Source organism: Streptomyces sp. NPDC058289 (assembly GCF_042880975.1).
Taxonomy (GTDB): domain Bacteria; phylum Actinomycetota; class Actinomycetes; order Streptomycetales; family Streptomycetaceae; genus Streptomyces; species Streptomyces stoeckheimensis.
Map to the genome: position 1 here is coordinate 8930 of NZ_JBHVYI010000025.1, position 24383 is coordinate 33312.

Genomic DNA, 24383 nt, shown 5'->3' on the forward strand with positions numbered 1-24383 from the left:
TGGGGCGCTCCGGCGTGCCGGCCCGGGGCTGCTCCGGGGTGTGCCGCGCCGTCGTAGGGGCCCGTGGCTCCCGGGGCTGCGCCCGGGTGTGCCGGTCCGCCGTACTGCGCGGGGGCTGCTTCGGGGTGTGCCGCTCCGGCGTGCTGTCCGGGGGCCGCTCCGGGGTGCCGCCCGGGAGTGCCGTCGGGGTGGGGCGCTCCGGCGTGCCGGCCCGGGGCTGCTCCGGGGTGTGCCGCGCCGTCGTAGGGGCCCGTGGCTCCCGGGGCTGCGCCCGGGTGTGCCGGGCCGCCGTACTGCGCGGCGCCGGAACGGTCGGGGACCGCGTGGTGTCCGGCACCCGGGGCGCCGGGCCCGGATGCGGGCCTGGCGATCCGGCCGGCGCGCAGCGGTTCGGCGTCGCCGTCCTGGTCGGCCCCGCCGTACGGCCAGGGGGCCGGGGAAGCGGGGCCGGACGCGGGCCGGCCGCCTCCGGTGTGGTGCTCGGTGCCCCGGGCGGCGGGGACCGCTCCGGCGCCGCCGTCCCGGTGCGCCGCGGGCACGCCCGGGGCTCCGTAGCCGGGCCGGACGGGGTCGGGGGCGGAGCCCCCGTTTCGGGAAGGGGCGGGGTGGGGGATCTGTCCCTGCGCTCCCAAGCTCTGCGCACCGGGGTACGCCCCACGGCTCCTGGCTCCGCCGTCGGAGTGCGACCCCGCCGGGCTGCCGGGCGTAGCGCCGCTCCAGGCTCCGCCGGAGGTGCCGCCGCCGGGGTGCGACCCGGCCGCGGTGCCCGACGTAGCGCCGGCCCAGGCTCCGCCGTCGGGCTGCGACCCCGTCGGGCTGCCGGGTGTAGCGCCGCTCCAGGCGCCGCCGGAGGCGCTGCCCCCGGGATGTGACCCGGTCGCGGTGCCCGACGTAGCGCCGCTCCAGGCTCCGCCGGAGGTGCCGCCGTCGGGGTGTGACCCCGCGGGGGTGCCCGGCGTAGCGCCGGCCCACGCTCCGTCAGGGGCGCCGCCCTCGGGGTGTGACCCCGCCGCCGGGGCCGGCGTAGCGCCGGTGTGGTCGGCATCGGGGTGGCCCGGGAGGGAGACGGAGAGGTGGCCCTCCAGGTCCGGGGTGAGGGGGAGGGGGGTCGGGGCCGGGCCCATGGCCAGGCGGAGCGTGGATTCGCCGACCCGCAGCAGCGCCCCCGGCGCGAGCGCCACCCGCTCCGCGCCGACCACCGCGCCGTCGAGCGTCGTACCGTTCGTCGACCCGAGGTCGGCCACCGCCACCCGCCCGTCGGGCAGCACCGTCACGGTGCAGTGCAGGCGCGATACGTCGGGATCGTCCAGCGGGACGTCCGCGTCGGCCGAGCGTCCGATCCGGATCGCCCCGGGGTGCAGCAGGTGCACGCCGCCGGCGTCCGGCCCGGCCACGACGTGCAGCTGGGGCCCGTCGCCGAGGGCGGTCGCGGCCGCGGTCCCGTCCGTCCGTACGTCGGGGCCGGGCACGTTCAGGGACAGCACCGCCCCGTCCACGAGCGGCGGCTCGCCGAGCGCGCAGCGCGCGGGGTCCAGGCGCTCCGTACCGGCGTACAGCACGACCGTGCCACCGGTGTCGGGTCCGCCGACGGTCGCCGCGAGCCCGGAGGCCACCGCGGACAGGGCGGTGCCGGCGGGCGCGGTGACGAGCACGTCACAGCTCGTCGGTGCGCCTCCTCCGCCGGTACCCCCGCCGGTGGCGGTCGCGGTGGCGGTCTGGTGGCCGCTGCGCGACCCCGACCCAAGGACGGTCAGCCGGATCTGCATCGCCGTCAGCGGTCCCTTCTGCGCGGTGCGCGGTGTGTGCGCCCGGCAGGGACCTGCTGGACGGATCGCCCATGCGGTTCGCATGCGCTGCCCGTCCGTCCGCCCCCACCCGGCACGGACGCGTCGTCCGGTCAGGTCTGCCCGGAAGGCGGGGCTCCCGTCCCGGCCGTTCCGTACGGGTGCATCCTCGCACCTGTCGTCCTCAACACGCCCGCCACCCACCGGTAAGTGATCTTGATCGGTCGCGGACCGGCGCCGGACCTGCAAGCGGGCCGATCGGATATCGACAGGATGGCGGGGAAAATCGCCCCCGGCATAGGCCGCAAACATCACCCTTCGTGCATATGTGCGGCAACCAACCTCCCTCACCCCGCGTCTTCCTTCGGGACAAGCCCTAGAGTGGGCCGGAAAACCATTTCGCAGATCAGGCCTGGATCACGCGCGAATCGTGCGTGGATCACTCGCCGGAATCGACGACAGCAGGGAGCGCGCGACGTGCGGCCAGTCGGCAGCAAGTACCTGCTCGAGGAGCCGCTCGGGCGCGGCGCCACGGGCACCGTCTGGCGCGCCCGCCAGCGTGAGGCGGCCGGTGCGGAGGCGGCGGTGGCCGGCCACCCCGGCGAGACCGTGGCCATCAAGGTCCTCAAGGAGGAGCTGGCCCAGGACCCGGACATCGTCATGCGCTTCCTGCGCGAGCGCTCGGTCCTGCTGCGCCTGACCCACCCCAACATCGTCCGCACCCGCGACCTCGTCGTCGAGGGCGATCTCCTCGCCCTCGTCATGGACCTCATCGACGGCCCGGACCTGCACCGGTACCTGCGCGACAACGGCCCCTTCAGCCCGGTCGCCGCGAGCCTGCTCACCGCCCAGATCGCGGACGCGCTCGCCGCCAGCCACGCCGACGGCGTGGTCCACCGCGACCTGAAGCCCGCCAACGTCCTCGTCGACGAGCGCGACGGCCAGATGAAGCCGATGCTCACCGACTTCGGCATCGCGCGCCTGGCGGACTCCCCGGGCCTGACGCGCACGCACGAGTTCGTCGGCACCCCGGCCTACGTCGCCCCCGAGTCCGCCGAGGGCCGCCCGCAGACCTCCGCCGTGGACATCTACGGCGCCGGCATCCTGCTCTACGAGCTCCTCACCGGCCGGCCGCCCTTCGCCGGCGGTACCGCGCTCGAGGTCCTGCACCGCCACCTCAGCGAGGAGCCGCAGCGCCCGCCGAACGTGCCCGAGCCGCTGTGGACGGTCATCGAGCGCTGCATGCGCAAGGAGCCCTACGAGCGCCCGAGCGCGGAGACCCTGGCGCGCGGCCTGCGCGTGGTCGCCTCCGGCATCGGCGTGCACTCCACGGCCGCCGAGGTCGAGGCAGCCCTCGGCGTCGGCGCGCTCCTCGCGCCCGACCCCTCGCCCGCGCCGGTGCCCGAGACCCCGGGCGCCGCGGACGCGACGCAGATGCTGCCCGGCGGGGCCGGAGTCTCCCCGATGGGGGCCTACGACCCCAACGCCATGACCAGCGTGATGCCGCCGGTCGGCGCGGCCGACGCCACGTCCGTGCTCCCGAGCACCGGTGCGCCCGGCGCCGACCCGACCTCCGTGATGCCGCCCGTGCAGCGGCCGGACCAGCCGCACCCGTGGCAGTCGCAGATGCAGGCGGCCCGCGACCGCAACGAGCAGACGCAGATGCACTACCTCGACCCGAGCGAGGACCCCCTGCGCCGCCGGCCGCAGCGCCAGGGCCCACCGCCGCAGCAGCAGCAGTACCAGCAGCCGCAGCGGCCCCAGCAGCCTCCGCAGCAGCAGCGACCGCAGCAGCCTCCGCAGCAGCAGCCGTACCGGCAGGCGCCGCCTCCGCAGCAGTACCAGCAGCCTCAGCAGTATCCGCAGCAGCAGTACGCGCCGCCGCCCCCGCCGCAGCACTATCAGCCGCCGCAGCAGCAGCACCCCCAGCAGTACCAGCAGCCGCAGGGCCAGCCCCAGTACCGCCAGCCGCAGCAGCAGCCCCCGCAGGGTCCGCCGCCGCGTCAGCAGCCGCCCCAGCGGGAGCCGCGCGAGCCGCGCCGCAGCGCGAACCCGGTGAAGATTCCGGGGCTGGGCTGCCTCAAGGGCTGCCTGGTGATGATCCTGGTGTTCTTCGTCGCGGGCTGGCTGGTCTGGGAGTTGACCCCGCTCCAGGAGTGGGTCGGCACCGGCCGGGGCTGGTGGGACCAGGTGTGGACCTGGGGCTCGGACGTCGTGGACTGGGTCACCGCGATCGGCAACTCCACGGGCGGTACGGGTTCCTGAGCCTTCCCGCCCCGACCGGGCGCGCTGTACCGGAGCAAACCACTCGAACCGGGCCTTGTACCGGTGACTTCGTGGATTTGTCGACTTCCAGGACGTGATTTCGCCCGCAGAAGTGAAGGTCGCCGCGATCCGTGGACTACAACCCCCATCTGGCCGCGTAGCTTTGGCACGTACTCCAGCCGCTGAGGGAGCAGTCGTGGCACGGAAGATCGGCAGCCGGTACACCGCGCACCAGATCCTGGGACGCGGCAGCGCGGGCACGGTGTGGCTGGGCGAGGGGCCTGACGGCCCCGTCGCCGTCAAACTGCTGCGCGAGGACCTCGCGTCCGACCAGGAACTCGTCGGACGGTTCGTCCAGGAGCGCAGCGCGCTCCTGGGCCTGGAGCACCCGCACGTCGTCTGCGTCCGCGACCTCGTCGTGGACGGCAACGACCTCGCCCTCGTCATGGACCTCGTCCGCGGTACGGACCTGCGCACGCGCCTCGACCGCGAGCGGCGGCTCGCCCCCGAGGCGGCCGTCGCCATCGTCGCGGACGTCGCCGACGCGCTGGCCGCGGCGCACGCGGCCGGGGTCGTGCACCGGGACGTGAAGCCGGAGAACGTCCTGCTCGACATGCAGGGCCCGCTCGGACCGGGCGGTGCGCATCCGGCGCTGCTCACCGACTTCGGCGTGGCCAAGCTCATCGACTCGCCGCGGCGGTCCACCGGCGGCCGGGCCTCGGCCCCCACCACCCGGATCATCGGCACGCCCGACTACCTGGCGCCGGAGATCGTGGAGGGGCTGCCGCCGCGCGCGGCCGTGGACATCTACGCCCTGGCCACCGTGCTGTACGAACTGCTCGCCGGTTTCACGCCGTTCGGCGGCGGGCATCCCGGGGCAGTGCTGCGGCGCCACGTGACGGAAACCGTCGTCCCGCTGCCCGGCATCCCCGACGAGCTGTGGCAGCTGATGGTCCAGTGTCTGGCGAAGGCCCCCGCCTCGCGGCTGCGGGCCTCGGAGCTCTCCCTGCGGCTGCGGGACCTGCTGCCGCTGCTGGCGGGGATGCCGCCGCTGGACGTGGACGAGCCGGACGAGCCGGAGCAGGCGGAGTTCGCGGAACCGGAGGCTGCCACCGCCGATCCGGTGCGGCGGCGGGGTGTGGTTCCGCTGGTCCCCGGATCCTCCACCGACTCCAACCGGGACACCCACACCTCGATGCGGGTGCCGGGGCCGGACGAGCTGGCGGGCGGGGCCCTGGGCACGGCCCGGGTTCCGCGTCCCGCCGGCGGGCACCGGCCCGGTTCCGCGCGGCACCGGGCGGAGACCGTCCGCAAGCGGAGGCTCGCGCTGTCCGCTGCCGCGGTTGTGCTGGCCGCGGCGGTGGGGGTCGGCAGCTGGCTGGCGGTGTCCTCCGACTCGGCGCCGCCCCAGGACACCAAGCAGTCGGGCTCGACGGCCCCGTAGCCGGGTGCGGGTGGGGGGCCCTGCGGGGCGAAGTCCCCTACCCGCCCTTCCACCGTTCCCCGGGGCTGTGCCCCGGACCCCCTGGGGCCGTGCCCCGGACCCCGCGTCTCAAACGCCGGCGAGGCTGATTTGGGCCGGCGTTTGAGTCCCCCGGCTACGCGCCCGTCAGCTCCGGGTGCCAGCGTCGGGCCACCGCCGGGTGGGCGCGGACCCAGCCCTTCAGTTCGTTGCGGCCGTACTCCGCGTGCAGCGGGTTCGACGCGTCGTGGGCTATCCCCGGCGCCGCGTCCAGGTAGTCGCCCGGGACCGTCTCGATGACGGCGTCCAGCCGCGGGTTGTAGAAGAACGGCACCGAGAACCGCTCCACGCTCCCCGCCGGGCTCACCACACGGTGGTCCGTCGCCGTCAGGTACCCCTCCGTCGCGATCTCCAGCAGCTCGCCCAGGTTGACCACGAAGGCTCCCGGCATCGGGGGGACGTCCAGGAAGGCCCCGTCCCGGACCACCTGGAGCCCGCCCACCGAGTCCTGGAGGAGGAGCGTGAGGAAGCCGTAGTCCTTGTGGGCCCCGACCCCCTGGTCGGTGCCCGTCGGGGCGGATCCCGGGTAGCGGATCAGCTTCGTGTGCAGGTGGGGCCGGTCCGCAAAGGCATCGTCGAAGAAGTCCGCCGGGGCGCCGATCGAGGCGAGCAGCTCCTGGAGCAGGCGGTGGGCCACCGCCGCCAGCCGGGACTGCCACTCCAGCACCACGTCCCGCAGTTCCGGAAGGGCCGCGGGCCACTGGTTCGGGCCCTCCAGCCACAGGTACGCCGGGTCGTCCGGTCCCACGTCCCGCGCCGCCCGCTCCGCGCCCACGTCGAGCTGGTCGCGCCAGTCGGAGGCGCCGCCGGTCAGCTCGTGCCCGATGCGGGTGTACCCCCGGAAGTGCGGGGAGTTGAGATTGCTCACGGCCAGCCGGTCCGCCTCCGGAAGGGCGAAGAACTCCCTGGTCAGCGCCAGGATGCGGGCGGTCTCGGCGGCAGTGACCCCGTGCCCGGTGAGGTGTAGGAAACCGCTGTCCCGGGCGGCCGCGTGCAGTTCCTTGCGGAAGGAATCGCGCAGCGCCGGATCGTCGGCCTGGGAGAGGTCCAGGACCGGGAGGGAGGGGGCCTGGGGCGCAGCGGAGGAGGAAGCGGAGGAAGGAGAAGGGTGCGCGGACGGCATGACGGCTCCGTTTCGGGATGTCACGGGGTCCTGTCCCCAGGGGTGGCGGGGGCCGCGGCTGGGGAGGGCCGCCGGCAGGGTTGGCGCCGGGACCGCGAGGCCGCGTACAGGACCAAGTCGGATCGGGGTGGATCAGGCTTGGGGATGGTCCGGCGGCGGACAGCTCGTCGTCGTGACACGCATGTGGTCCACATGGCGGCGCTTGACGAGGAAGACGGTCATATCGTGAGCGTACGCCCGTACGACCCCCCATTAGTACGGGTGATTCGGCCTGGCCGGAGAGCGCCCCCCGGGGACCGGCTACGCTGGACCCGTGGCAGTCGTCGATGTTTCCGAAGAGCTGAAGTCCCTCTCCTCGACCATGGGGTCGATCGAGGCCGTCCTGGACCTCGACAAGCTGAGGGCAGAAATCGCCGTGCTCGAGGAGCAGGCCGCCGCGCCGTCCCTGTGGGACGACCCGGATGCCGCCCAGAAGATCACGAGCAAGCTTTCGCACCTCCAGGCCGAGGTCCGCAAGACCGAGAACCTGCGCGGGCGCATCGACGACCTCGCAGTGCTGTTCGACCTCGCCCAGGAGATGGACGACGCGGACACCCTCGCCGAGGCGGAGAGCGAGCTGGTCTCCGTGCGCAAGGCGCTGGACGAGATGGAGGTCCGCACCCTGCTCTCCGGCGAGTACGCCGAGCGCGAGGCGCTGGTCAACATCCGTGCCGAGGCCGGCGGCGTGGACGCCTCCGACTTCGCCGAGCGTCTGCAGCGCATGTACCTGCGCTGGGCCGAGCGGCACGGCTACCCGACCGAGATCTACGAGACCTCGTACGCGGAAGAGGCCGGCATCAAGTCGACCACCTTCGTGGTCAAGGCCCCGTACGCCTACGGCACCCTCTCCGTCGAGCAGGGCACGCACCGCCTCGTCCGGATCTCGCCCTTCGACAACCAGGGCCGCCGCCAGACCTCCTTCGCGGGCGTCGAGGTGCTCCCGGTCGTCGAGTCCAGCGACCACGTCGAGATCGACGAGGGCGAGCTGCGCGTGGACGTGTACCGCGCCTCGGGCCCCGGCGGCCAGGGCGTCAACACGACCGACTCCGCGGTGCGCATCACGCACCTGCCGACCGGCATCGTGGTCTCGTGCCAGAACGAGCGCTCGCAGATCCAGAACAAGGCCAGCGCGATGAACGTCCTCCAGGCCAAGCTGCTCGAGCGGCGCCGCCAGGAGGAGAAGGACAAGATGGACGCCCTCAAGGACGGCGGAAGCTCCTGGGGCAACCAGATGCGGTCCTACGTCCTGCACCCGTACCAGATGGTCAAGGACCTCCGGACGGAGTTCGAGGTCGGCAACCCGCAGGCGGTGCTCGACGGCGAGATCGACGGCTTCCTGGAGGCCGGGATCCGCTGGCGCAAGCAGCAGGAGCAGACCGCGTAGGTCCGTAGGTACCCAAGAACGCGCTGGTCAGAACGGCCGGAAGGGCCCGGATACCGTCAAGGTGTCCGGGCCCTTCCGTTGCTGCGTTTGCGTCTGATCGGGACGTGGCGGCTGAGGAACTACGCCGTCTGCTGAGCCACCAGTGCCAGCGCGGCCACCAGGATCACCAGCAGCGCGATGAGCGCCACCGGGTTGATACCACCGGAGAAGGGGTCCTCCCGCTGGAGGCGCTCCCGATTCGCCCGGCACACCGGGCAGCGGCCCTGGCTGACGGGTGCGGCGCAGTTCGCGCACACGAGCCGGTCATATGTCATGCGCTCCTCCTTTCGTCCCCTCGGTTACAACGGTGACGGGAACCGGTCCGTTCCCCCTCCCACTGTGCCAGCTTCGATGACATTCGGCGCGGCCCCTCCGGGCAATCGCGGTCGCGCACCTCTCGGACCAGGGGATATATCGGGCAACTCCGGACGCCGGGTCCACACCTCGCGCCTGTTCGCGTATGGTCACGCACACCTACTCCCGGCGACCGTGGTGCACCCGTGATCCGATTCGACAACGTCTCCAAGTCCTACCCGAAGCAGAGCCGCCCCGCACTCAGAGATGTCTCCCTGGACATTTCGAAGGGCGAGTTCGTCTTCCTGGTCGGCTCCTCCGGCTCCGGCAAGTCCACCTTCATGCGGCTCATCCTGCGCGAGGAGCGGGCGAGCCACGGCCAGGTGCACGTCCTGGGCAAGGACCTCGCCAAGCTCTCCAACTGGAAGGTTCCGCAGATGCGGCGCCAGCTGGGGACCGTCTTCCAGGACTTCCGCCTCCTGCCCAACAAGTCGGTGGCCGACAACGTGGCCTTCGCCCAGGAGGTCATCGGCAGACCGCGCGGCGAGATCAAGAAGGCCGTTCCCCAGGTCCTGGAACTCGTCGGCCTCGGCGGCAAAGAGGACCGGATGCCCGGCGAGCTCTCCGGTGGTGAGCAGCAGCGCGTGGCCATCGCCCGTGCCTTCGTCAACCGGCCGGCGCTGCTGATCGCGGACGAGCCCACCGGCAACCTGGACCCCCAGACCTCCGTCGGCATCATGAAGCTGCTGGACCGGATCAACCGGACCGGCACCACCGTGATCATGGCGACCCACGACCAGCAGATCGTCGACCAGATGCGCAAGCGCGTCATCGAACTCGAGCAGGGCCGTCTCGTCCGCGACCAGTCGCGCGGCGTCTACGGCTACCAGCACTGAAAGGCTCCTGAGACGCGATGCGCGCCCAGTTCGTCATGTCGGAGATCGGGGTCGGTCTCCGCCGCAATCTGACCATGACCTTCGCGGTCATCATCTCCGTGTCCCTGTCGCTGGCCCTGTTCGGCGGGTCCCTGCTCATGCGCGACCAGGTGAGCAAGATGAAGGGGTACTGGTACGACAAGGTCAACGTCTCCATCTACCTCTGCAACAAGAGCGACGCCGAGGCGACCAACGGGGCCTCCTGCTCCAAGGGCGCGGTGACCCCGGAGCAGAAGCAGGCCCTGGAGGCCGAGCTCAAGGGCATGGACCTCGTCGAGGCCGTCACCTACGAGTCCTCCGACGAGGCCTTCAAGCACTACAAGGAGCAGTTCGGGCACACCGCCCTGGCCGCGTCCATCACCCCGGACCAGATGCCCGAGTCCTTCCGGGTGAAGCTCAAGCAGCCGGAGAAGTACAAGGTCATCACGACCTCCTTCTCCGGTCGTGACGGGGTCCAGTCGGTGGAGGACCAGCGCACCGTACTGGACAACCTCTTCAGACTCCTCGGCTACCTCAACTGGGCCGCCCTCGGCATCATGCTGATCATGCTGGTCGTGGCCCTGCTGCTGATCGTCAACACGGTGCGCGTCTCGGCCTTCAGCCGTCGGCGCGAAACCGGGATCATGCGCCTGGTGGGTGCCTCCAGCTTCTACATCCAGGTGCCGTTCATCATGGAGGCCGCTTTCGCCGGCCTGATCGGCGCGCTGCTCGCCTGCGGGATGCTCGGTGCGGGCCAGTACTTCGTGATCGACCACGGCGCCGCGCTGCGCGACAAGATGGAGCTCATCAACTTCATCGGCTGGGACTCGGTCCTGACCAAGCTGCCGCTCGTCCTGGTCATCGGCGTGCTGATGCCCTCGCTGGCCGCCTTCATCGCGTTGCGCAAGTACCTGAAGGTGTGACGAGCGCCCCGCGAGCGGTACGGCCAACCACCCGTACCGCTGCGGGCCTTGTCCTAGACTCGGCGCCATGCTGGGCTTGCCGAGTGTTCCCGCCTTCTGTCTCCGGCCCCGCGACGTGCGTCGCGGGGCCGTTTTGACGTTGGCCTTCCTCGCCGCCGTGGGTGCCGGCGCGTGCACCGGGAGCTGGGACCGCTCCGGCCCCGAGCCGTTCGCCGGTCCCGCCGCCCTGGTGGTGGGTACGGGGCCCTCCGCGGCCGTGCCGGGGCCGCGGGCACCGGCGCACCGCCAGGCGGCCACCGCCGACCGGGACGAGGTGGCCCGCGCGGCCGCCGAGGCCGTTGCCGAGGGCAAGTCCGCCAAGTCGGCGGCCCAGGACGTGGTCAGCCGCAGCGGGGACCGCTGGGCCGCGGTGTACGACCAGGGCGAGTACGAGGCCTTCGCCGACGACCTGGACGGCCACTGGACGGGCGTAGGCCTGTGGGCCGGGCGGCTGCGCGACGGCCGCATCGAGATCGACCGGGTGCAGCCCGACAGCCCCGCGGCGCGGGCCGGGATGCGTGCCGGGGACCGGCTGCTCAGCATCGACGGGCAGGGCGTGACCGGGCTCAAGGTGGCCGAGGTGGTGGCCCTGCTGCGCGGCGAGGCCGGCACCCCCGTGGAGCTGAAACTGACCCGCGGAGGGGCCGACGTCACGAAGACCGTGCGGCGCGAGAAGCTGCGCAGCGAGCCCGTGACGGTACGGGAACTGCCCGGCGGCATCACGGTCATCAAGGTCGCCTCCTTCACCCGGGGTTCCGGCGACCGGGTCCGCTCCGCGGTCCGCGCGGCCCCGGCCGGCGGCGGGGTCATGCTCGACCTGCGCGGCAACACCGGCGGCCTGGTCACCGAGGCCGTGACGGCCGCCTCCGCCTTCCTGGACGGCGGGCTGGTGGCGACGTACGACGTGCGCGGCGCACAGCGCGCCCTCTACGCGACCCCGGGCGGCGATACGGCCCGGCCGCTGGTGGCGCTGATCGACGGCGGCACGATGAGCGCGGCCGAGCTGGTCACCGGAGCCCTCCAGGACCGCGGCCGCGCGGTGGCGGTCGGCACCCGCACCTTCGGCAAGGGCTCGGTGCAGATGCCGACGGAGCTGCCGGACGGCTCGGTGGCGGAGCTGACGGTGGGGACGTACCGCACTCCGGCGGGCCGCAGCCTGGACGGCGCGGGCATCACCCCGGACCTGGCGGCGGCGGACCGGGTCGAGGAACGGGCCCGCACGGTATTGAGTGGCATCGGAGTGGGTCCGTAGTGCGAAAATGACCGCACTATGGCTAAGGAAACAGGGCGCAAGCTGATCGCCCAGAACAAGAAGGCGCGGCACGACTACACGATCATCGACACCTACGAGTGCGGCCTCGTGCTCACGGGTACCGAGGTCAAGTCCCTGCGTCAGGGCCGTGCCTCGCTGGTGGACGGCTTCGTGTCGGTGGAGAGCGGCGAGGCCTGGCTCTACAACGTGCACGTGCCGGAGTACAGCCAGGGCACCTGGACCAACCACAGCGCGCGGCGCAAGCGCAAGCTGCTCCTGCACCGGGAGGAGATCGACAAGCTGGACTCGAAGACGGGGGAGACCGGCAACACGATCGTGCCGCTCGCCCTCTACTTCAAGGACGGCCGGGCGAAGATCGAGATCGCGCTGGCGAAGGGCAAGAAGGAGTACGACAAGCGGCAGTCGCTGCGCGAGAAGCAGGACACGCGCGAGACGAACCGGGTGATCTCGGCCGTGAAGCGCAAGGAGCGCGGCAAGCTTTAATGTCCTGGCAGAGTGTGGTCCACGTCGCGTACCATGGCGTCAGCACCACGCGCTTGCGAGTGGCGCCGGTCGAGCGGGACGCATGGAGAGCGCCTGCTGGATCTCATAACTGAACAGCGTGAAACATGGGGATGATCGGTTTCGACAGCGGATGTCGTTGTAGGGGAAGCGAGCCGAGAAAGCGGCAATGATCTCGTTAACCATATGTCGCAAACAATAATCGCCAACTCCAAGAGCGATAACTCCCGCTTCACCCTCGCTGCCTAATAACAGTGAGCTGAAGCCTCTGTGAGGAGCGTCAGCCCGGAAGTGGTCCCGGTCCGGATCCTGGCGTCAATTAGGGATCTAAACCTCTAACTCCGGTCACGGGGGATAGAGGGAAATCAAACAGTGACTGAGCCCGTCGGAGACTTGTCCGTGTGATCTCCGGGGCCGAGAAAAGCGCAGCGGAATGCGCTCGGAGAAGCCCTACTTCTGCACCGTTGGACGCGGGTTCGATTCCCGCCATCTCCACAACCCCCATGTTGGGCAAAGGCCCCGCGGCCGTCAGGCTGCGGGGCCTTTGTCGTGTCCGGATCCCGGTCGGTGACGGATCGCCTCAGGCGATCCGGGAGGCTCGCGCGATCCCCGTGCCGACGAAGAGGGCCAGCAGGGCTGCCGCCGCCGGGAGGGCGTACGGGGCGGTCGTGCCCAGGTGGTCGATCGCGGAGCCGGCGGTCGCCGAGCCCACCGAGATGCCCGCGAAGATCGCGGTGACGGCCAGGGTCATCCCTTCGTTGAGCCGGCCCGGCGGGGTCACCGCGTGGATCCGGGACATGGCGGTGACCATGACCGGGGCCGTGGCCACGCCGGCCGCGAGCAGTGCCGCCGCGAGGGCCGGGACCGAGCCGGTGGCCGCCGCCGCCCAGGGCAGTGCCATCGCCCCGGCCAGGACGGCCAGGCAGGCCGGCAGTCCGCGCGGGCGCAGGGTGCCGTAGAGCAGGCCGGCCAGGCAGGAGCCCGCCGCCTGGAGGGCGATGACCGGGCCCGAGAGCGCGCCGAGGCCGTGGCCGCCGAGGTGGGCGACGGAGGTGATCTCCAGCGAGCCGAACATCGTGCCGAGGACGAAGAAGAGCGGCAGCAGCCGTCCCAGGCTCCGCAGCGGGGACTTGCCGCGGACCGGCGCCGCCGGCGGGGGCTCCGTGGCGCGGTGGGCCGTGAAGACCAGCATCCCGGTCAGGAGCAGTGCGGCGCCGGCGAGCGTGCCCGCTTCCGGGAAGACGGCGGTGCAGAGGAACGCGGCGACCACCGGCCCGAGCATGAACGCCAGCTCGTCCGCGGCCTGCTCGAAGGACATCGCGGTGTGGTGCGCCGCGGGGTCGCCCTCCAGCAGGTGCGTCCAGCGGGCGCGCGACATGCCGCCGATGTTGGGGGTGGTCGCGGTGGCGGCGTAGGAGGCGAAGAGGGTCCAGGCGGGCGCTTCGGTACGGACGCACGCGACGAGCGAGAGCGAGCCGAGTACGGCGATCAGGGTGGCGGGGACGGCGACGCGGGCCTGCCCGTGCCGGTCGACCAGCCGGGCCGTCCAGGGGGCCACGACCGCGGTGGCCGCCAGACCGGCCGCGACGACCGCGCCGGCGAGGGCGTACGAACCGCGCTGGCCCGCGATCATCATGACGGCGCTGATCCCGAACATGCCCATGGGGAGCCGGGCGATGAGGTTCCCGGTGGTGAAGCCGCGGGTGCCGGGGAGTGCGAACAGCCGCCGGTACGGGCCGGGGGTCCGGGCCGGGCGGCGTCCCGGACGCCCGGGGGCGGGGGCGGGGCCGGGGGCGAGGACCAGGGTGGTGCCGGTGACGGTCATCAGCGGGGTGGTGGGCATGGATCAAGGCTCCGGCCCCGGGGCCGTACGGGTCCAACACCTGTTCGGGGGTGATTCACCGCTCTGGGTTGTTAGTCTCCGCAGGTGACGCCCCGAGACGTGGAACCCCGCCTGCTGCGCGCCTTCCTCGCCGTGGCCGAGGAGCTGCACTTCACCCGTGCCGCCGCCCGGCTCTACGTGGCCCAGCAGGCCCTCAGCCGGGACGTGCGCCGGCTCGAACAGACCCTGGGCGCGGCCCTCTTCGTCCGCACCACCCGCGCCGTCGAGCTGACCCCGGATGGGGAGCGGCTGCTGCCCCTGGCCCGCGGGGTGCTGCGGGCCCACGAGGAGCTGGCCGCCGCCTTTGCCGGGGACACCGCCGCCCGGCCGCTGCTCGTCGACCTCAACACCGACGGCCCCGGCACCGCCCGCACCGTCCTGGACCGGGCCCGCGAGCTCGCCCCCGACTGCGAGCTGATGGCCCGCTTCGAGTCCGGGCTCACCTACGCCGCCGCCGAGATCGCCGCCGGCCGCCTCGACGTCTCCTTCGGGTACGCCGACGGCCTCGACCCGGCGCTGCGGGCCCGCCTCGCGCAGGCGCCCGTACGGTACGAGCCGCTCGCGGTGGTGCTGTCCGAGGGGCACGCGCTGGCCGGGCTGGAGTCCGTACCTCTGGACGCGCTGCGCGGGGAGACGGTGTACGCCGGGGCCGGGAACCCGCGGACCCTGGAGTGGACCGGGCTGGCGCGCGAACTGTTCGCCGGGCGGGGCATCGAGCCCGCGCCGCCCGCGCCGGTGGCGATGGGCAAGGACGAGTTCCGCCGCGTCATGGTCAAGACGGGCAATCCGGTGCTCGCCACGGTGGACTTCGCCGACATGCCCGGCTGCGTCAAGCGGCCGCTGACCGCGCCGGTACCGCTGTCGCCGCTCGCCATGGTGTGGCGCAAGGGAATGAGCCATCCCGGGCTCGACGCGCTGCGCGCCGCCGCCGCGGAGCTCGGCGCCGGGCGCGGCTGGCTGGAGGTGCCCGCGGACAGTTGGCTGCCCGCGCTCACACCGATCGCGCTCACACAGGACGTGGGCGGTGGGTGAGTGCAAGGTTTCCCGCCGGTCATCCGGCGGGGACCGGGGCTGAAACGAGCCCTTCCTACGGTCATCACCACGGAGGGACGCGACGGGCGCGAAGACGCGACGGGTGCGGCCAGACGCGACGAGACGCGACGAGCGCGACGTGATCGCAGCAGCTGTGGAGGCGTGTGATGACCAGTACGACCGCACCGCGCAAGGGTGGCCGCTGGATCGAGCGGTGGGAACCCGAGGACGAGACCTTCTGGCGGGAAACGGGGGAGAAGACCGCCCGCCGCAACCTGATCTACTCCGTGCTCTCCGAGCACATCGGGTTCTCGATCTGGTCCCTGTGGTCGGTGATGGTGCTCTTCATGGGCCCCAAGTACGGGATCGACCCCGCCGGGAAGTTCTTCCTCATCGCCACCGCCACCTGCGTGGGCGCCCTGGTCCGCGTGCCCTACACCTTCGCCGTGGCCCGCTTCGGCGGACGCAACTGGACGGTCGTCAGCGCCCTGCTGCTGCTCGCCCCGACCGTCGCCGCCTGGCTGGTGATGGAGCCCGGGACCTCGTACAACACCTTCCTGCTGGTGGCCGCGCTGACCGGGGTCGGCGGCGGGAACTTCGCCTCGTCGATGACGAACATCAACGCCTTCTTCCCGCTGCGCAAGAAGGGCTGGGCGCTCGGCCTCAACGCGGGCGGCGGAAACATCGGCGTCCCCGTCGTCCAGCTCGTCGCCCTGCTGGTCATCGGTACGGCCGGGGCCGGGCACCCCCGGCTGCTGCTCGGCGCCTACATCCCGCTCATCGTGATCGCGGCGGCGCTCGCCGCGCTGCGGATGGACAACCTCGCGCCCGTGCGCAACGACACCGGAGCCGTACGGGACGCGGCCCGCGACGGGCACACCTGGATCATGGCGTTCCTGTACATCGGCACCTTCGGCTCCTTCATCGGCTACAGCTTCGCCTTCGGCCTGGTGCTCCAGACGCAGTTCGGCCGCACCCCGCTCCAGGCGGCCTCGCTCACCTTCATCGGACCGCTGCTCGGCTCGCTGATCCGGCCCGTCGGCGGGGCCCTCGCGGACCGCTTCGGCGGCGCGTGGATCACCCTGGGCACCTTCGTGTCGATGGCGGCGGCGACCGGAGTGGTGATCCTGGCCTCCGTACGGGAATCCCTGCCGGTGTTCCTGGTCGGCTTCGTGGGGCTGTTCGTCCTCAGCGGGCTCGGCAACGGCTCCACCTACAAGATGATCCCCGGCATCTTCCAGGCGAAGGCGCTGGCCCGCGGGATGAGCGGTGAGGACGCGGCCGCGTACGGGCGGCGGCTGTCCGGCGCCTCCATGGGACTCATCGGCGCGGTCGGCGCGCTCGGCGGGCTCGGCATCAACCTGGTCTTCCGCGAGGCGTTCCTCAGCTCCGGCTCGGGCACGGCGGCCTTCGTGACCTTCCTCGGCTTCTACGCGGTGTGCTGCGCCGTCACCTGGGCGGTATACCTTCGCCGGCCCGCCCAGGTGATGATCCCCACGGCCGGTGCGGAGGCGAAGCCGCAGCTCACCTCGGTGTAACGGCGAGCACACGTCGGTTAACGGCACCGAAATACGCGTGAACCGAGCCTGATACGCCCCCAGGGCAGGCTCGGTTCACGCGAACGTCACGCATGCGGGTGACCGCGACACCGGACCCCGACACCGGACCCGACCACTGCGCGAGGCAGGTCACCATGCACGACCACGACACCCCCACCGGTCCGGCGGCCGGACCGCTCGCCGGATTCACCGTCGGAGTCACCGCCGCCCGGCGGGCCGACGAGCTCATCGCCCTGCTGCGCCGCCGCGGGGCCACCGTGCTGCACGCGCCCGCCCTGCGGATCGTGCCGCTCGCCGACGACGCCGAACTGCTGTCCGCCACGAAGGAGCTGATCGGCTGCGCGCCCGACGTGGTGGTGGCGACCACCGCCATCGGCTTCCGCGGCTGGATCGAGGCCGCCGACGGGTGGGGGCTCGGCGAGGAACTGCTCGGGCGGCTGCGGGAGACCGAACTGCTGGCGCGCGGACCGAAGGTGAAGGGGGCGATCCGGGCCGCCGGGCTCGTGGAGACCTGGTCCCCGGGGTCGGAGTCGCTCGCCGAGGTACTGGACCGGCTGCTCACGGCCGGGGTGGCCGGCCGGCGCATCGCCCTCCAGCTGCACGGGGAGCCGCTGCCCGGGTTCATCGAGGCCCTGCGGGCGGGCGGGGCCGAGGTGGTCGGCGTACCCGTCTACCGGTGGATGGCCCCGGAGGACCTCGGGCCGCTGGACCGGCTGCTCGACGCGGTGGCCGCGGGCGGCGTGGACGCGGTGAGCTTCACCTCCGCACCGGCGGCGGCCTCCCTGCTGACGCGGGCCGCGGAGCGGGGCGTACGGGAACCCGTGCTCGCAGCGCTGACCGGCGGGTCGGTGCTCTCCGCGTGCGTGGGGCCGGTGACGGCGCTGCCCCTGCAGGCGGAAGGCGTGCCCACGGTGCAGCCCGAGCGCTTCCGGCTCGGACCCCTCGTGCAACTCCTGTGCCAGGAACTCCCGGGCCGGGCCCGCGTGCTCCCGGTGGCCGGACACCGGCTGGAGCTGCGCGGCCACGCGGTCCTCCTCGACAGCGAGCTGCGCCCCGTACCACCGGCCGGGATGGCCCTGCTCAGGGCCCTGTCCCGGCGCCCGGGCTGGGTCGTGGCCCGCTCCGAACTCCTGCGCACCCTGCCGGGCGCGGGCCGCGACGAGCACGCGGTGGAAACGGCGATGGCCCGCCTGCGCGTGGCCCTGGGCGCCCCCAACCTCATCCAGACCGTCGTCAAGCGCGGCTACCGGCTGTCCCTGGACGTGGCCGCCGACACGAAGTACGGGGACACCTGAGGGGCACCGCTCTGGCCGCGGCCCGGGCCGTCCGTTAGCGTGCCCGGATGATCATTGACGGTGTGGAGATGAGGGAGATCCGGGAGGCGGACGCCGCCGGGCTCGCCGAGGTGCTGGACCGGAACCGGGCGTACATGGCCCCCTACGAGCCCCTGCGGGCCGCGAACTTCTACACCGAGGCCGGGCAGCTGGAGCGCATCGAGGCGCTGCTCGAGGACCGGGACGGAGGGCGGGTGCGGCCGTACGTGCTGATCGGGCGCGGGATGCCGATCGGGGCGATCAACCTCGGCTCCATCGTGCTCGGGCCGCTGCGCAGCGGCGGCATCGGCTACTGGGTGGACCAGGCCTGGGCCGGCAAGGGGGTGGCCACCGCCGCGCTGGAGGAGATCTGCCGGATCGCCCGCGACGAGGTCGGACTGCACCGGGTCGAGGCGGGGACCCGCGTCGAGAACCTGGCCTCGCAGCGGGTCCTCGCGAAGGTGGGCTTCGAGCAGTACGGGCTCGCGCCCCGCTACCTGCACGTCGGCGGGGCCTGGCAGGACCACCGGCTCTTCCAGCTGCTGCTGAACGACGAGCCGCCCGCCTTCTAGTGCTGTGACCGGAAAGGTCCACCGGGTCGCGGCGCCCGGCACGGCACCTCGCCGCGTTGTCGGGCCACCGAAGTACGTCCGGTACAAGCGGCGGCCCTCCGCCTTGCGATGCACCGCACCGGACACCGCGACCCGGCAAACCTTTCCGGTCAAAGCACTAGCCGCCCGTGCTCCGGCCGCCCGCGCTCCGGCTGCGCGCCCTCTAGCCGCCGGCCCCGGAGACGGGCACTCTGGGGGCACGCCCCGAGAGGGAGGCGGTGACGGGCATGTGGTTCGACTCCGGGCGGGTCTGCCTGGACCTGGTGGCTACTTTTGCGCCTCTCGCGAAGACCGAGGGCATCCGTGACGGCGACGGGCTGTGCCTGTGGCTCACCGGAGCCGGGCTGGTGCCCGACCGGACGCCGCTCACCCGGGTCGGCGACGACTGGGTGCACGCCTTCCGGGTGCTGCGCGCCGACGTCGAGAGCCTCGTACGGGCCGAGCTGGCCGGAGCCGCGCCGCCCGGGCTCGCGCTGGCCCGGGTCAACGCGGCGGCCGCCGGTGCACCCCCGGGACTGTGTGCAGTGCAGGACCAAGAAGGTCACCTCGTACGGGAGTTGTGCGGCGGCGTCGAATGCGCCGGCCTGCTCGCCGCCGTGGCCCGGGACGCCGTCGAACTGCTCACCGACCCCGGCGAACGGGAACTGCTGCGGGCCTGCGAAGGCGACGGCTGCGCCCGGGTCTACCTCGACACCTCGCGCGGACACCGCCGCCGTTGGTGCTCCAGCGAGCTCTGCGGCAACCGCGAGCGCGTGGCCCGGCACCGGCGGCGCGTCCTCGAATCCCGCCCCGGCTGACCCGGCCCGCGGCCGCCGCCGGGCGTGATCTTCGTCCTGATCCGCGAGCCGTCCTGGAAGGGGCGTGCGCGGGAGGGCCCCTTGGCGTACGGTTGACGGCTGCCCATGCACGTCAGAAAGGGGCCTTGGTGGCCGCGCAGAATGCCGCTGTCGACAGCACGGCGGATTCCGTCCGCGATCGGGAGATCGCGGTCGAGCAGACGCATCTCGATCACGTGTACCGACGCCTTGAGGAGAAGATCCACGAGGCGGAGTTCCTGATGAACGACGCCGCCAAGCGTGGCCAGGTCGGCACGCCCGGCGCCCTCGCGGAACGGGACGCGCAGGTGTTCCGTGCCGGGATCCACCTCAACCGTCTCAACAACGAGTTCGAGGACTTCCTGTTCGGCCGCATCGACCTGGTCCTCGGCAAGGACGGGGAGCGGGGCCCCGACGGCGCCTTCACCTCCGTCGAGCCCGCCGACGACGCGATCCGCACCGATCTCACGGCCGACATCGCCGAGACGCTCCACATCGGCCGCATCGGGGTCCTCGACTCCGACTACTCGCCGCTCGTCATCGACTGGCGCGCCCCCGCGGCCGCGCCGTTCTACCGCTCCACCCCCAAGGAGCCCGGCCGCGTCGTGCGCCGCCGGGTCATCCGCTCCAAGGGGCGCAAGGTGCTCGGCGTCGAGGACGACCTGATGCGCCCCGAGGTGACCGCCTTCCTCGAGGGGAACGAGCTGCCCGTCATCGGCGACGGCGCCCTGATGGCCGCCCTCGGCCGGGCCCGTACCCACTCGATGCGCGACATCGTTTCCTCCATCCAGGCCGAGCAGGACCTCGTCATCCGGGCGCCCGCCGCCTCGGTGGCCGAGGTCGCGGGCGGCCCCGGCACCGGCAAGACCGCCGTCGCCCTGCACCGCGCCGCCTACCTGCTCTACCAGGACCGGCGGCGCTACTCCGGCGGCATCCTGATCGTCTCCCCGACCCCGCTCCTGGTCGCCTACACCGAGGGCGTCCTGCCCTCCCTGGGCGAGGAGGGCCAGGTCGCCATCCGGGCGCTCGGCTCGCTCGTCGACGGGGCCGAGGCGACCACGTACGACGACCCGTCCACCGCACGCATCAAGGGCTCGTCCCGGATGCTGAAGGTGCTGCGCAAGGCCGTACGGGGAGCCCTGGAGTTCGGCGGTCCCGGCGGGGCCCCCGCCCCCGACCGGCTGCGCGTGGTGGCCTTCGGGCGCCGCCAGGAGCTGGAGGCCCCCGACCTCGACCGGATCCGGCAGAACGTCCTGTCCGGCACGGCCCCGGTCAACCTGTTGCGCCCGCGCGCCCGCAAGCTCCTGCTGGACGCGCTGTACTCGAAGTCCGGCGGGGCCGGCCGGCACAGCGACCCCGAGCTCGCGGCCGAGCTGCGCTCCGCCTTCGACGAGGACATCTCGACGGAGGACGCGTTCATCGACTTCCTGAACGCCTGGTGGCCCGAGTTGACCCCGCGCGGGGTCCTGGCCTGCATGGCGGACGAGCGGCGCCTGTCGCGCTGGTCGCGCCGGGACCTGAACCCGCGCGAGACCCGGCAGGTGGCGCGCTCCCTGCGTCGGGTGGGCCCGGACGGCAAGGGCGCCCTGTCGGTGCACGACGTGGCGCTGCTGGACGAGCTCCAGCAGCTGCTGGGCGCGCCCGCACGGCCCAAGCGGAAGCGGGAGCTGAACCCGCTGGACCAGCTGAGCGGGCTGGAGGAGCTGATGCCGACCCGCGAGGAGACCCAGTGGGAGCGGGCCGAGCGGCTCGCGGCGGAGCGCACCGAGTACGCGCACGTCATCGTCGACGAGGCGCAGGACCTGACGCCGATGCAGTGGCGGATGGTCGGCCGTCGCGGCCGGGGCGGCACGTGGACGGTGGTCGGCGACCCGGCGCAGTCCTCGTGGACCGATCCGCAGGAGGCGGCCGCCGCGCGCGACGAGGCGCTGGGTACGCGGCCGCGGCGCAAGTTCACCCTGACGGTGAACTACCGCAACCCGGCCGAGGTCGCGGAGGTCGCCTCGCGGGTGCTGAAGCTGGCGGCGCCGGGCACGGAGCCGCCGACGGCCGTGCGCTCCACGGGCCTGCAGCCGCGCTTCACGGCGGTGGCGCCCAATGAACGGGATCTGCGCTCCACCGTCGTGGAGGAGACCCGGCGGCTGCTGGAGCAGGTGGACGGCACGGTCGGCGTGGTCGTGGCCATGGACCGGCGCGCGGAGGCCGCGGGCTGGCTCGCGGACCTGGGGGAGCGGGCGGTCGCCCTCGGCAGCCTGGAGGCGAAGGGCCTGGAGTACGACGCCACGGTGGTCGTCTCCCCGGCGGAGATCGCGGACGAGTCCCCGGCGGGCCTGCGGGTGCTCTACGTGGCCCTGACCCGTGCGACCCAGCAGCTGACGGTGATCTCCACCGACCGGGACGCCCCGGACGCCGAGGGGGTCGCGGCGCTGCTGCAGCCGTGAGGCCGTCGGGGGGCCGGCTGCCGTCAGGGGGCCGGTGGCCGTCGTAGGGCCGATGGCCGTCATAGGGCCGGTTGGTCGGCGGCCAACGGCGTGGTCCCGCAACCGGTCGCCGGTGGGGGGATCACTTCGCGCGAACCTTTGTTAGCCTGGGTTACGGCACCGACTCGATCCAAGCCCCCGGGCCCAACCTTAGTCGCCTAGAGCGACCACTTGCCGCGAGGCGAGCATGGCGGGTCGGTGTCATAGACGTATGAAGCACCAGGTCCGCGTCCTCCACCCAGTGGGGGGCGCGGACCTTTTTTGTATGGGCCACCCATTCCCCAGACCCCGGTTATCTCGTATGGTGGAAGAGTTCTTCCGAAATTTGTAGCTGGTTACCTTGTACCGGCTGGTAGGTGGGACGATCGGACAACAGGTCCTGCCGCACCTGCCATGTTTCGGCCGGAGCAGTGCTGGGCCCTGTGTACAGAAGAACCAGGGACAGAAGAGGAACACGGCCATGGCAACGGCGCCCAGCGTCTCGTACTCGATGACGGTCCGCCTGGAAGTGCCCGCGAGCGGAACCGCGGTCTCCCAGCTCACCACCGCCGTGGAGTCCTCCGGTGGCTCGGTCACCGGCCTCGACGTGACCGCATCCGGTCACGAGAAGCTCCGTATCGACGTGACGATCGCCGCGACGTCCACGGCGCACGCCGACGAGATCGTCGAGAAGCTCCGCGGGATCGAGGGCGTCAGCCTCGGCAAGGTCTCCGACCGCACCTTCCTGATGCACCTCGGCGGCAAGATCGAGATGCAGTCGAAGCACCCCATCCGCAACCGCGACGACCTCTCGATGATCTACACCCCGGGTGTGGCCCGCGTGTGCATGGCGATCGCCGAGAACCCCGAGGACGCCCGCCGCCTGACCATCAAGCGCAACTCCGTCGCAGTCGTGACGGACGGCAGCGCCGTGCTGGGCCTCGGCAACATCGGCCCGATGGCCGCGCTGCCCGTCATGGAGGGCAAGGCGGCCCTCTTCAAGCGCTTCGCCGGCATCGACGCCTGGCCGATCTGCCTCGACACCCAGGATTCCGACGAGATCGTCGCCATCGTCAAGGCGATCGCCCCGGGCTTCGCGGGCATCAACCTGGAGGACATCTCCGCGCCGCGCTGCTTCGAGATCGAAGCCCGGCTGCGCGAGGCCCTCGACATCCCCGTCTTCCACGACGACCAGCACGGCACCGCCATCGTGGTCCTCGCCGCCCTCACCAACGCACTGCGCGTGGTGGGCAAGGCCGTTGGCGACGTGAAGGTGGTCATGTCGGGCGCCGGCGCCGCCGGTACCGCCATCCTCAAGCTGCTCCTCGCCGCGGGTGTCAAGAACGCCGTCAGCGCCGACATCCACGGTGTCGTGCACGCGGACCGCCCCGACCTTGTCGACGCGGCCCCGGACTCGCCGCTGCGCTGGATCGCCGACAACACCAACCCCGAGGGCTACACGGGCACCCTGAAGGAGGCCGTGGTCGGCGCCGACGTGTTCATCGGCGTCTCGGCCCCCAACGTCCTCAGCGGCGAGGACGTGGCCGCCATGGCGGAAGGCGCGATCGTGTTCGCGCTCGCGAACCCGGACCCCGAGGTGGACCCGGCGATCGCACGCCAGACCGCCGCCGTCGTGGCCACCGGCCGTTCCGACTTCCCGAACCAGATCAACAACGTGCTGGTCTTCCCGGGCGTCTTCCGGGGCCTGCTGGACGCCCAGTCGCGCACCGTGAACACCGACATGATGCTGGCCGCCGCGAGCGCCCTGGCCGACGTGGTCGGCGAGGACGAGCTGAACGCGAACTACATCATCCCGTCGGTCTTCAACGACAAGGTCGCGGGCGCGGTCGCCGGAGCCGTCCGCAAGGCGGCCTCCGCGGCTGTGACGGCGCCCACCTCCGTCTGATCCCCCGGCGCGTCGCGGGATGCGGGCCCCCCGGGCCGCCCATAGGGTTGCGGGGATGCCCGCGTGGCCCGCGGTCCGCGTCTCCGGACGCCATCCGGAGACTCTCCGGACGCCTTCCGGTGCGGACGGAGCGTCACCGCGGCGTGACTGTGGCGCTTTTCGTGTGACCCCGGCGGGTGCCGGATTGGCTTTCCCGCCGGTGGTGGGGGCAGGATGCGTAACCGGGCGAGAGGGTCTGACGTCAGACCCGGGTCCGGGGACTGTCCTAGGGCCCTGGCAGCATCGGCTTCGATCTCACGCCTCTAAGGCACGTTGAACACGGGAGTACAACATGAACCGCAGTGAGCTGGTGGCCGCTCTGTCCGAGCGCGCCGAGGTGACCCGCAAGGACGCCGACGCCGTTCTGGCCGCGCTCGCCGAGACCGTCGGCGAGATTGTCGCCAAGGGCGACGAGAAGGTCACCATCCCCGGCTTCCTGACCTTCGAGCGCACCCACCGTGCCGCTCGCACCGCGCGCAACCCGCAGACCGGCGACCCCATCCAGATCCCGGCCGGCTACAGCGTGAAGGTCTCCGCGGGCTCCAAGCTCAAGGAAGCCGCCAAGGGCAAGTAGTCAGCCCTTGTGCCGAGGGCCCCAGCGGCCCCCGGGACGGCAGTAGTACGTAATACGCCAGAGGCGGTCACCCGGCACCGGGTGACCGCCTCT

General features: G+C 72.4%; 19 protein-coding genes and 1 other RNA gene. 16 read left to right on the forward strand and 4 right to left on the reverse strand.

Going from position 1 to position 24383, the window contains the following annotated elements; translation table 11 throughout:
* On the reverse strand, positions 1-1766 hold a 1766-nt coding region (locus ACFVX6_RS15210; protein WP_389691530.1), incomplete at its 3' end, for an FHA domain-containing protein.
* 495 nt (positions 1767-2261) lie between these two features.
* On the opposite strand from ACFVX6_RS15210, the gene ACFVX6_RS15215 reads away from it, so the two are divergent.
* Positions 2262-4049, forward strand: a complete 1788-nt coding sequence (locus ACFVX6_RS15215) for a protein kinase (RefSeq protein ID WP_389691532.1) — start codon at positions 2262-2264, stop codon at positions 4047-4049.
* Positions 4050-4245: 196 nt separating this feature from the next.
* Positions 4246-5493 (forward strand): serine/threonine-protein kinase, encoded by a 1248-nt coding sequence (locus ACFVX6_RS15220; RefSeq protein WP_389691534.1) that lies wholly within the window; start codon positions 4246-4248, stop codon positions 5491-5493.
* A gap of 154 nt (positions 5494-5647) precedes the next feature.
* Here ACFVX6_RS15220 and ACFVX6_RS15225 read toward each other — a convergent pair whose 3' ends face one another.
* A complete protein-coding gene (locus tag ACFVX6_RS15225) occupies positions 5648-6694 on the reverse strand; it encodes an isopenicillin N synthase family dioxygenase (protein WP_389691536.1) in 1047 nt (348 codons plus the stop codon).
* Positions 6695-7007: 313 nt separating this feature from the next.
* On the opposite strand from ACFVX6_RS15225, the gene prfB reads away from it, so the two are divergent.
* The gene (prfB, locus tag ACFVX6_RS15230; protein WP_389691538.1) at positions 7008-8117 is read left to right on the forward strand and encodes a peptide chain release factor 2; all 1110 of its coding nucleotides are present in this window, start codon (positions 7008-7010) and stop codon (positions 8115-8117) included.
* A 119-nt stretch (positions 8118-8236) separates the two neighbouring features.
* Here the strand turns inward: prfB and ACFVX6_RS15235 are convergent, their stop codons facing one another.
* A complete protein-coding gene (locus ACFVX6_RS15235; RefSeq protein WP_389691540.1) occupies positions 8237-8431 on the reverse strand; it encodes a hypothetical protein in 195 nt (64 codons plus the stop codon).
* A 225-nt stretch (positions 8432-8656) separates the two neighbouring features.
* Between ACFVX6_RS15235 and ftsE the strand changes: the two genes are divergently transcribed.
* The 5 genes from ftsE (at position 8657) to ssrA (ending at position 12598) form a co-directional block, all read left to right on the forward strand.
* The gene (gene ftsE, locus ACFVX6_RS15240) at positions 8657-9346 is read left to right on the forward strand and encodes a cell division ATP-binding protein FtsE (RefSeq protein ID WP_250741064.1); all 690 of its coding nucleotides are present in this window, start codon (positions 8657-8659) and stop codon (positions 9344-9346) included.
* A gap of 17 nt (positions 9347-9363) precedes the next feature.
* Positions 9364-10287: a permease-like cell division protein FtsX gene (gene ftsX / locus ACFVX6_RS15245; RefSeq protein ID WP_389691542.1), complete on the forward strand. Its 924-nt coding sequence runs from the start codon at positions 9364-9366 to the stop codon at positions 10285-10287.
* Positions 10288-10354: 67 nt separating this feature from the next.
* A complete protein-coding gene (locus ACFVX6_RS15250; protein ID WP_389691544.1) occupies positions 10355-11578 on the forward strand; it encodes a S41 family peptidase in 1224 nt (407 codons plus the stop codon).
* Positions 11579-11596: 18 nt separating this feature from the next.
* A complete protein-coding gene (gene smpB, locus ACFVX6_RS15255) occupies positions 11597-12082 on the forward strand; it encodes an SsrA-binding protein SmpB (protein ID WP_389691546.1) in 486 nt (161 codons plus the stop codon).
* A gap of 127 nt (positions 12083-12209) precedes the next feature.
* Positions 12210-12598: a transfer-messenger RNA gene (gene ssrA / locus ACFVX6_RS15260) on the forward strand.
* Positions 12599-12680: 82 nt separating this feature from the next.
* On the opposite strand, the gene ACFVX6_RS15265 is transcribed toward ssrA, so the two are convergent.
* Positions 12681-13943, reverse strand: a complete 1263-nt coding sequence (locus ACFVX6_RS15265; RefSeq protein ID WP_389691548.1) for an MFS transporter — start codon at positions 13941-13943, stop codon at positions 12681-12683.
* A gap of 84 nt (positions 13944-14027) precedes the next feature.
* Between ACFVX6_RS15265 and ACFVX6_RS15270 the strand changes: the two genes are divergently transcribed.
* The 8 genes from ACFVX6_RS15270 (at position 14028) to ACFVX6_RS15305 (ending at position 24290) form a co-directional block, all read left to right on the forward strand.
* Positions 14028-15014 (forward strand): LysR family transcriptional regulator, encoded by a 987-nt coding sequence (locus ACFVX6_RS15270; protein ID WP_389691550.1) that lies wholly within the window; start codon positions 14028-14030, stop codon positions 15012-15014.
* Positions 15015-15181: 167 nt separating this feature from the next.
* Positions 15182-16552, forward strand: coding sequence for a nitrate/nitrite transporter (locus tag ACFVX6_RS15275; RefSeq protein ID WP_389691552.1), 1371 nt, complete (start codon positions 15182-15184; stop codon positions 16550-16552).
* Positions 16553-16707: 155 nt separating this feature from the next.
* A complete protein-coding gene (locus ACFVX6_RS15280) occupies positions 16708-17868 on the forward strand; it encodes a uroporphyrinogen-III synthase (RefSeq protein ID WP_389691666.1) in 1161 nt (386 codons plus the stop codon).
* Positions 17869-17915: 47 nt separating this feature from the next.
* Positions 17916-18458, forward strand: coding sequence for a GNAT family N-acetyltransferase (locus ACFVX6_RS15285; RefSeq protein ID WP_389691554.1), 543 nt, complete (start codon positions 17916-17918; stop codon positions 18456-18458).
* A 266-nt stretch (positions 18459-18724) separates the two neighbouring features.
* Entirely contained in the window at positions 18725-19294 is a 570-nt protein-coding gene (locus ACFVX6_RS15290) for a CGNR zinc finger domain-containing protein (protein WP_389691667.1), read from the forward strand.
* 128 nt (positions 19295-19422) lie between these two features.
* Complete coding sequence (locus tag ACFVX6_RS15295; RefSeq protein ID WP_389691556.1) at positions 19423-21753, forward strand: HelD family protein; 2331 nt, start codon at positions 19423-19425, stop codon at positions 21751-21753.
* 499 nt (positions 21754-22252) lie between these two features.
* Positions 22253-23677, forward strand: a complete 1425-nt coding sequence (locus ACFVX6_RS15300) for an NAD-dependent malic enzyme (RefSeq protein ID WP_389691558.1) — start codon at positions 22253-22255, stop codon at positions 23675-23677.
* A 331-nt stretch (positions 23678-24008) separates the two neighbouring features.
* Positions 24009-24290, forward strand: a complete 282-nt coding sequence (locus ACFVX6_RS15305; protein ID WP_007264399.1) for an HU family DNA-binding protein — start codon at positions 24009-24011, stop codon at positions 24288-24290.
* Positions 24291-24383 lie beyond the last annotated feature (93 nt).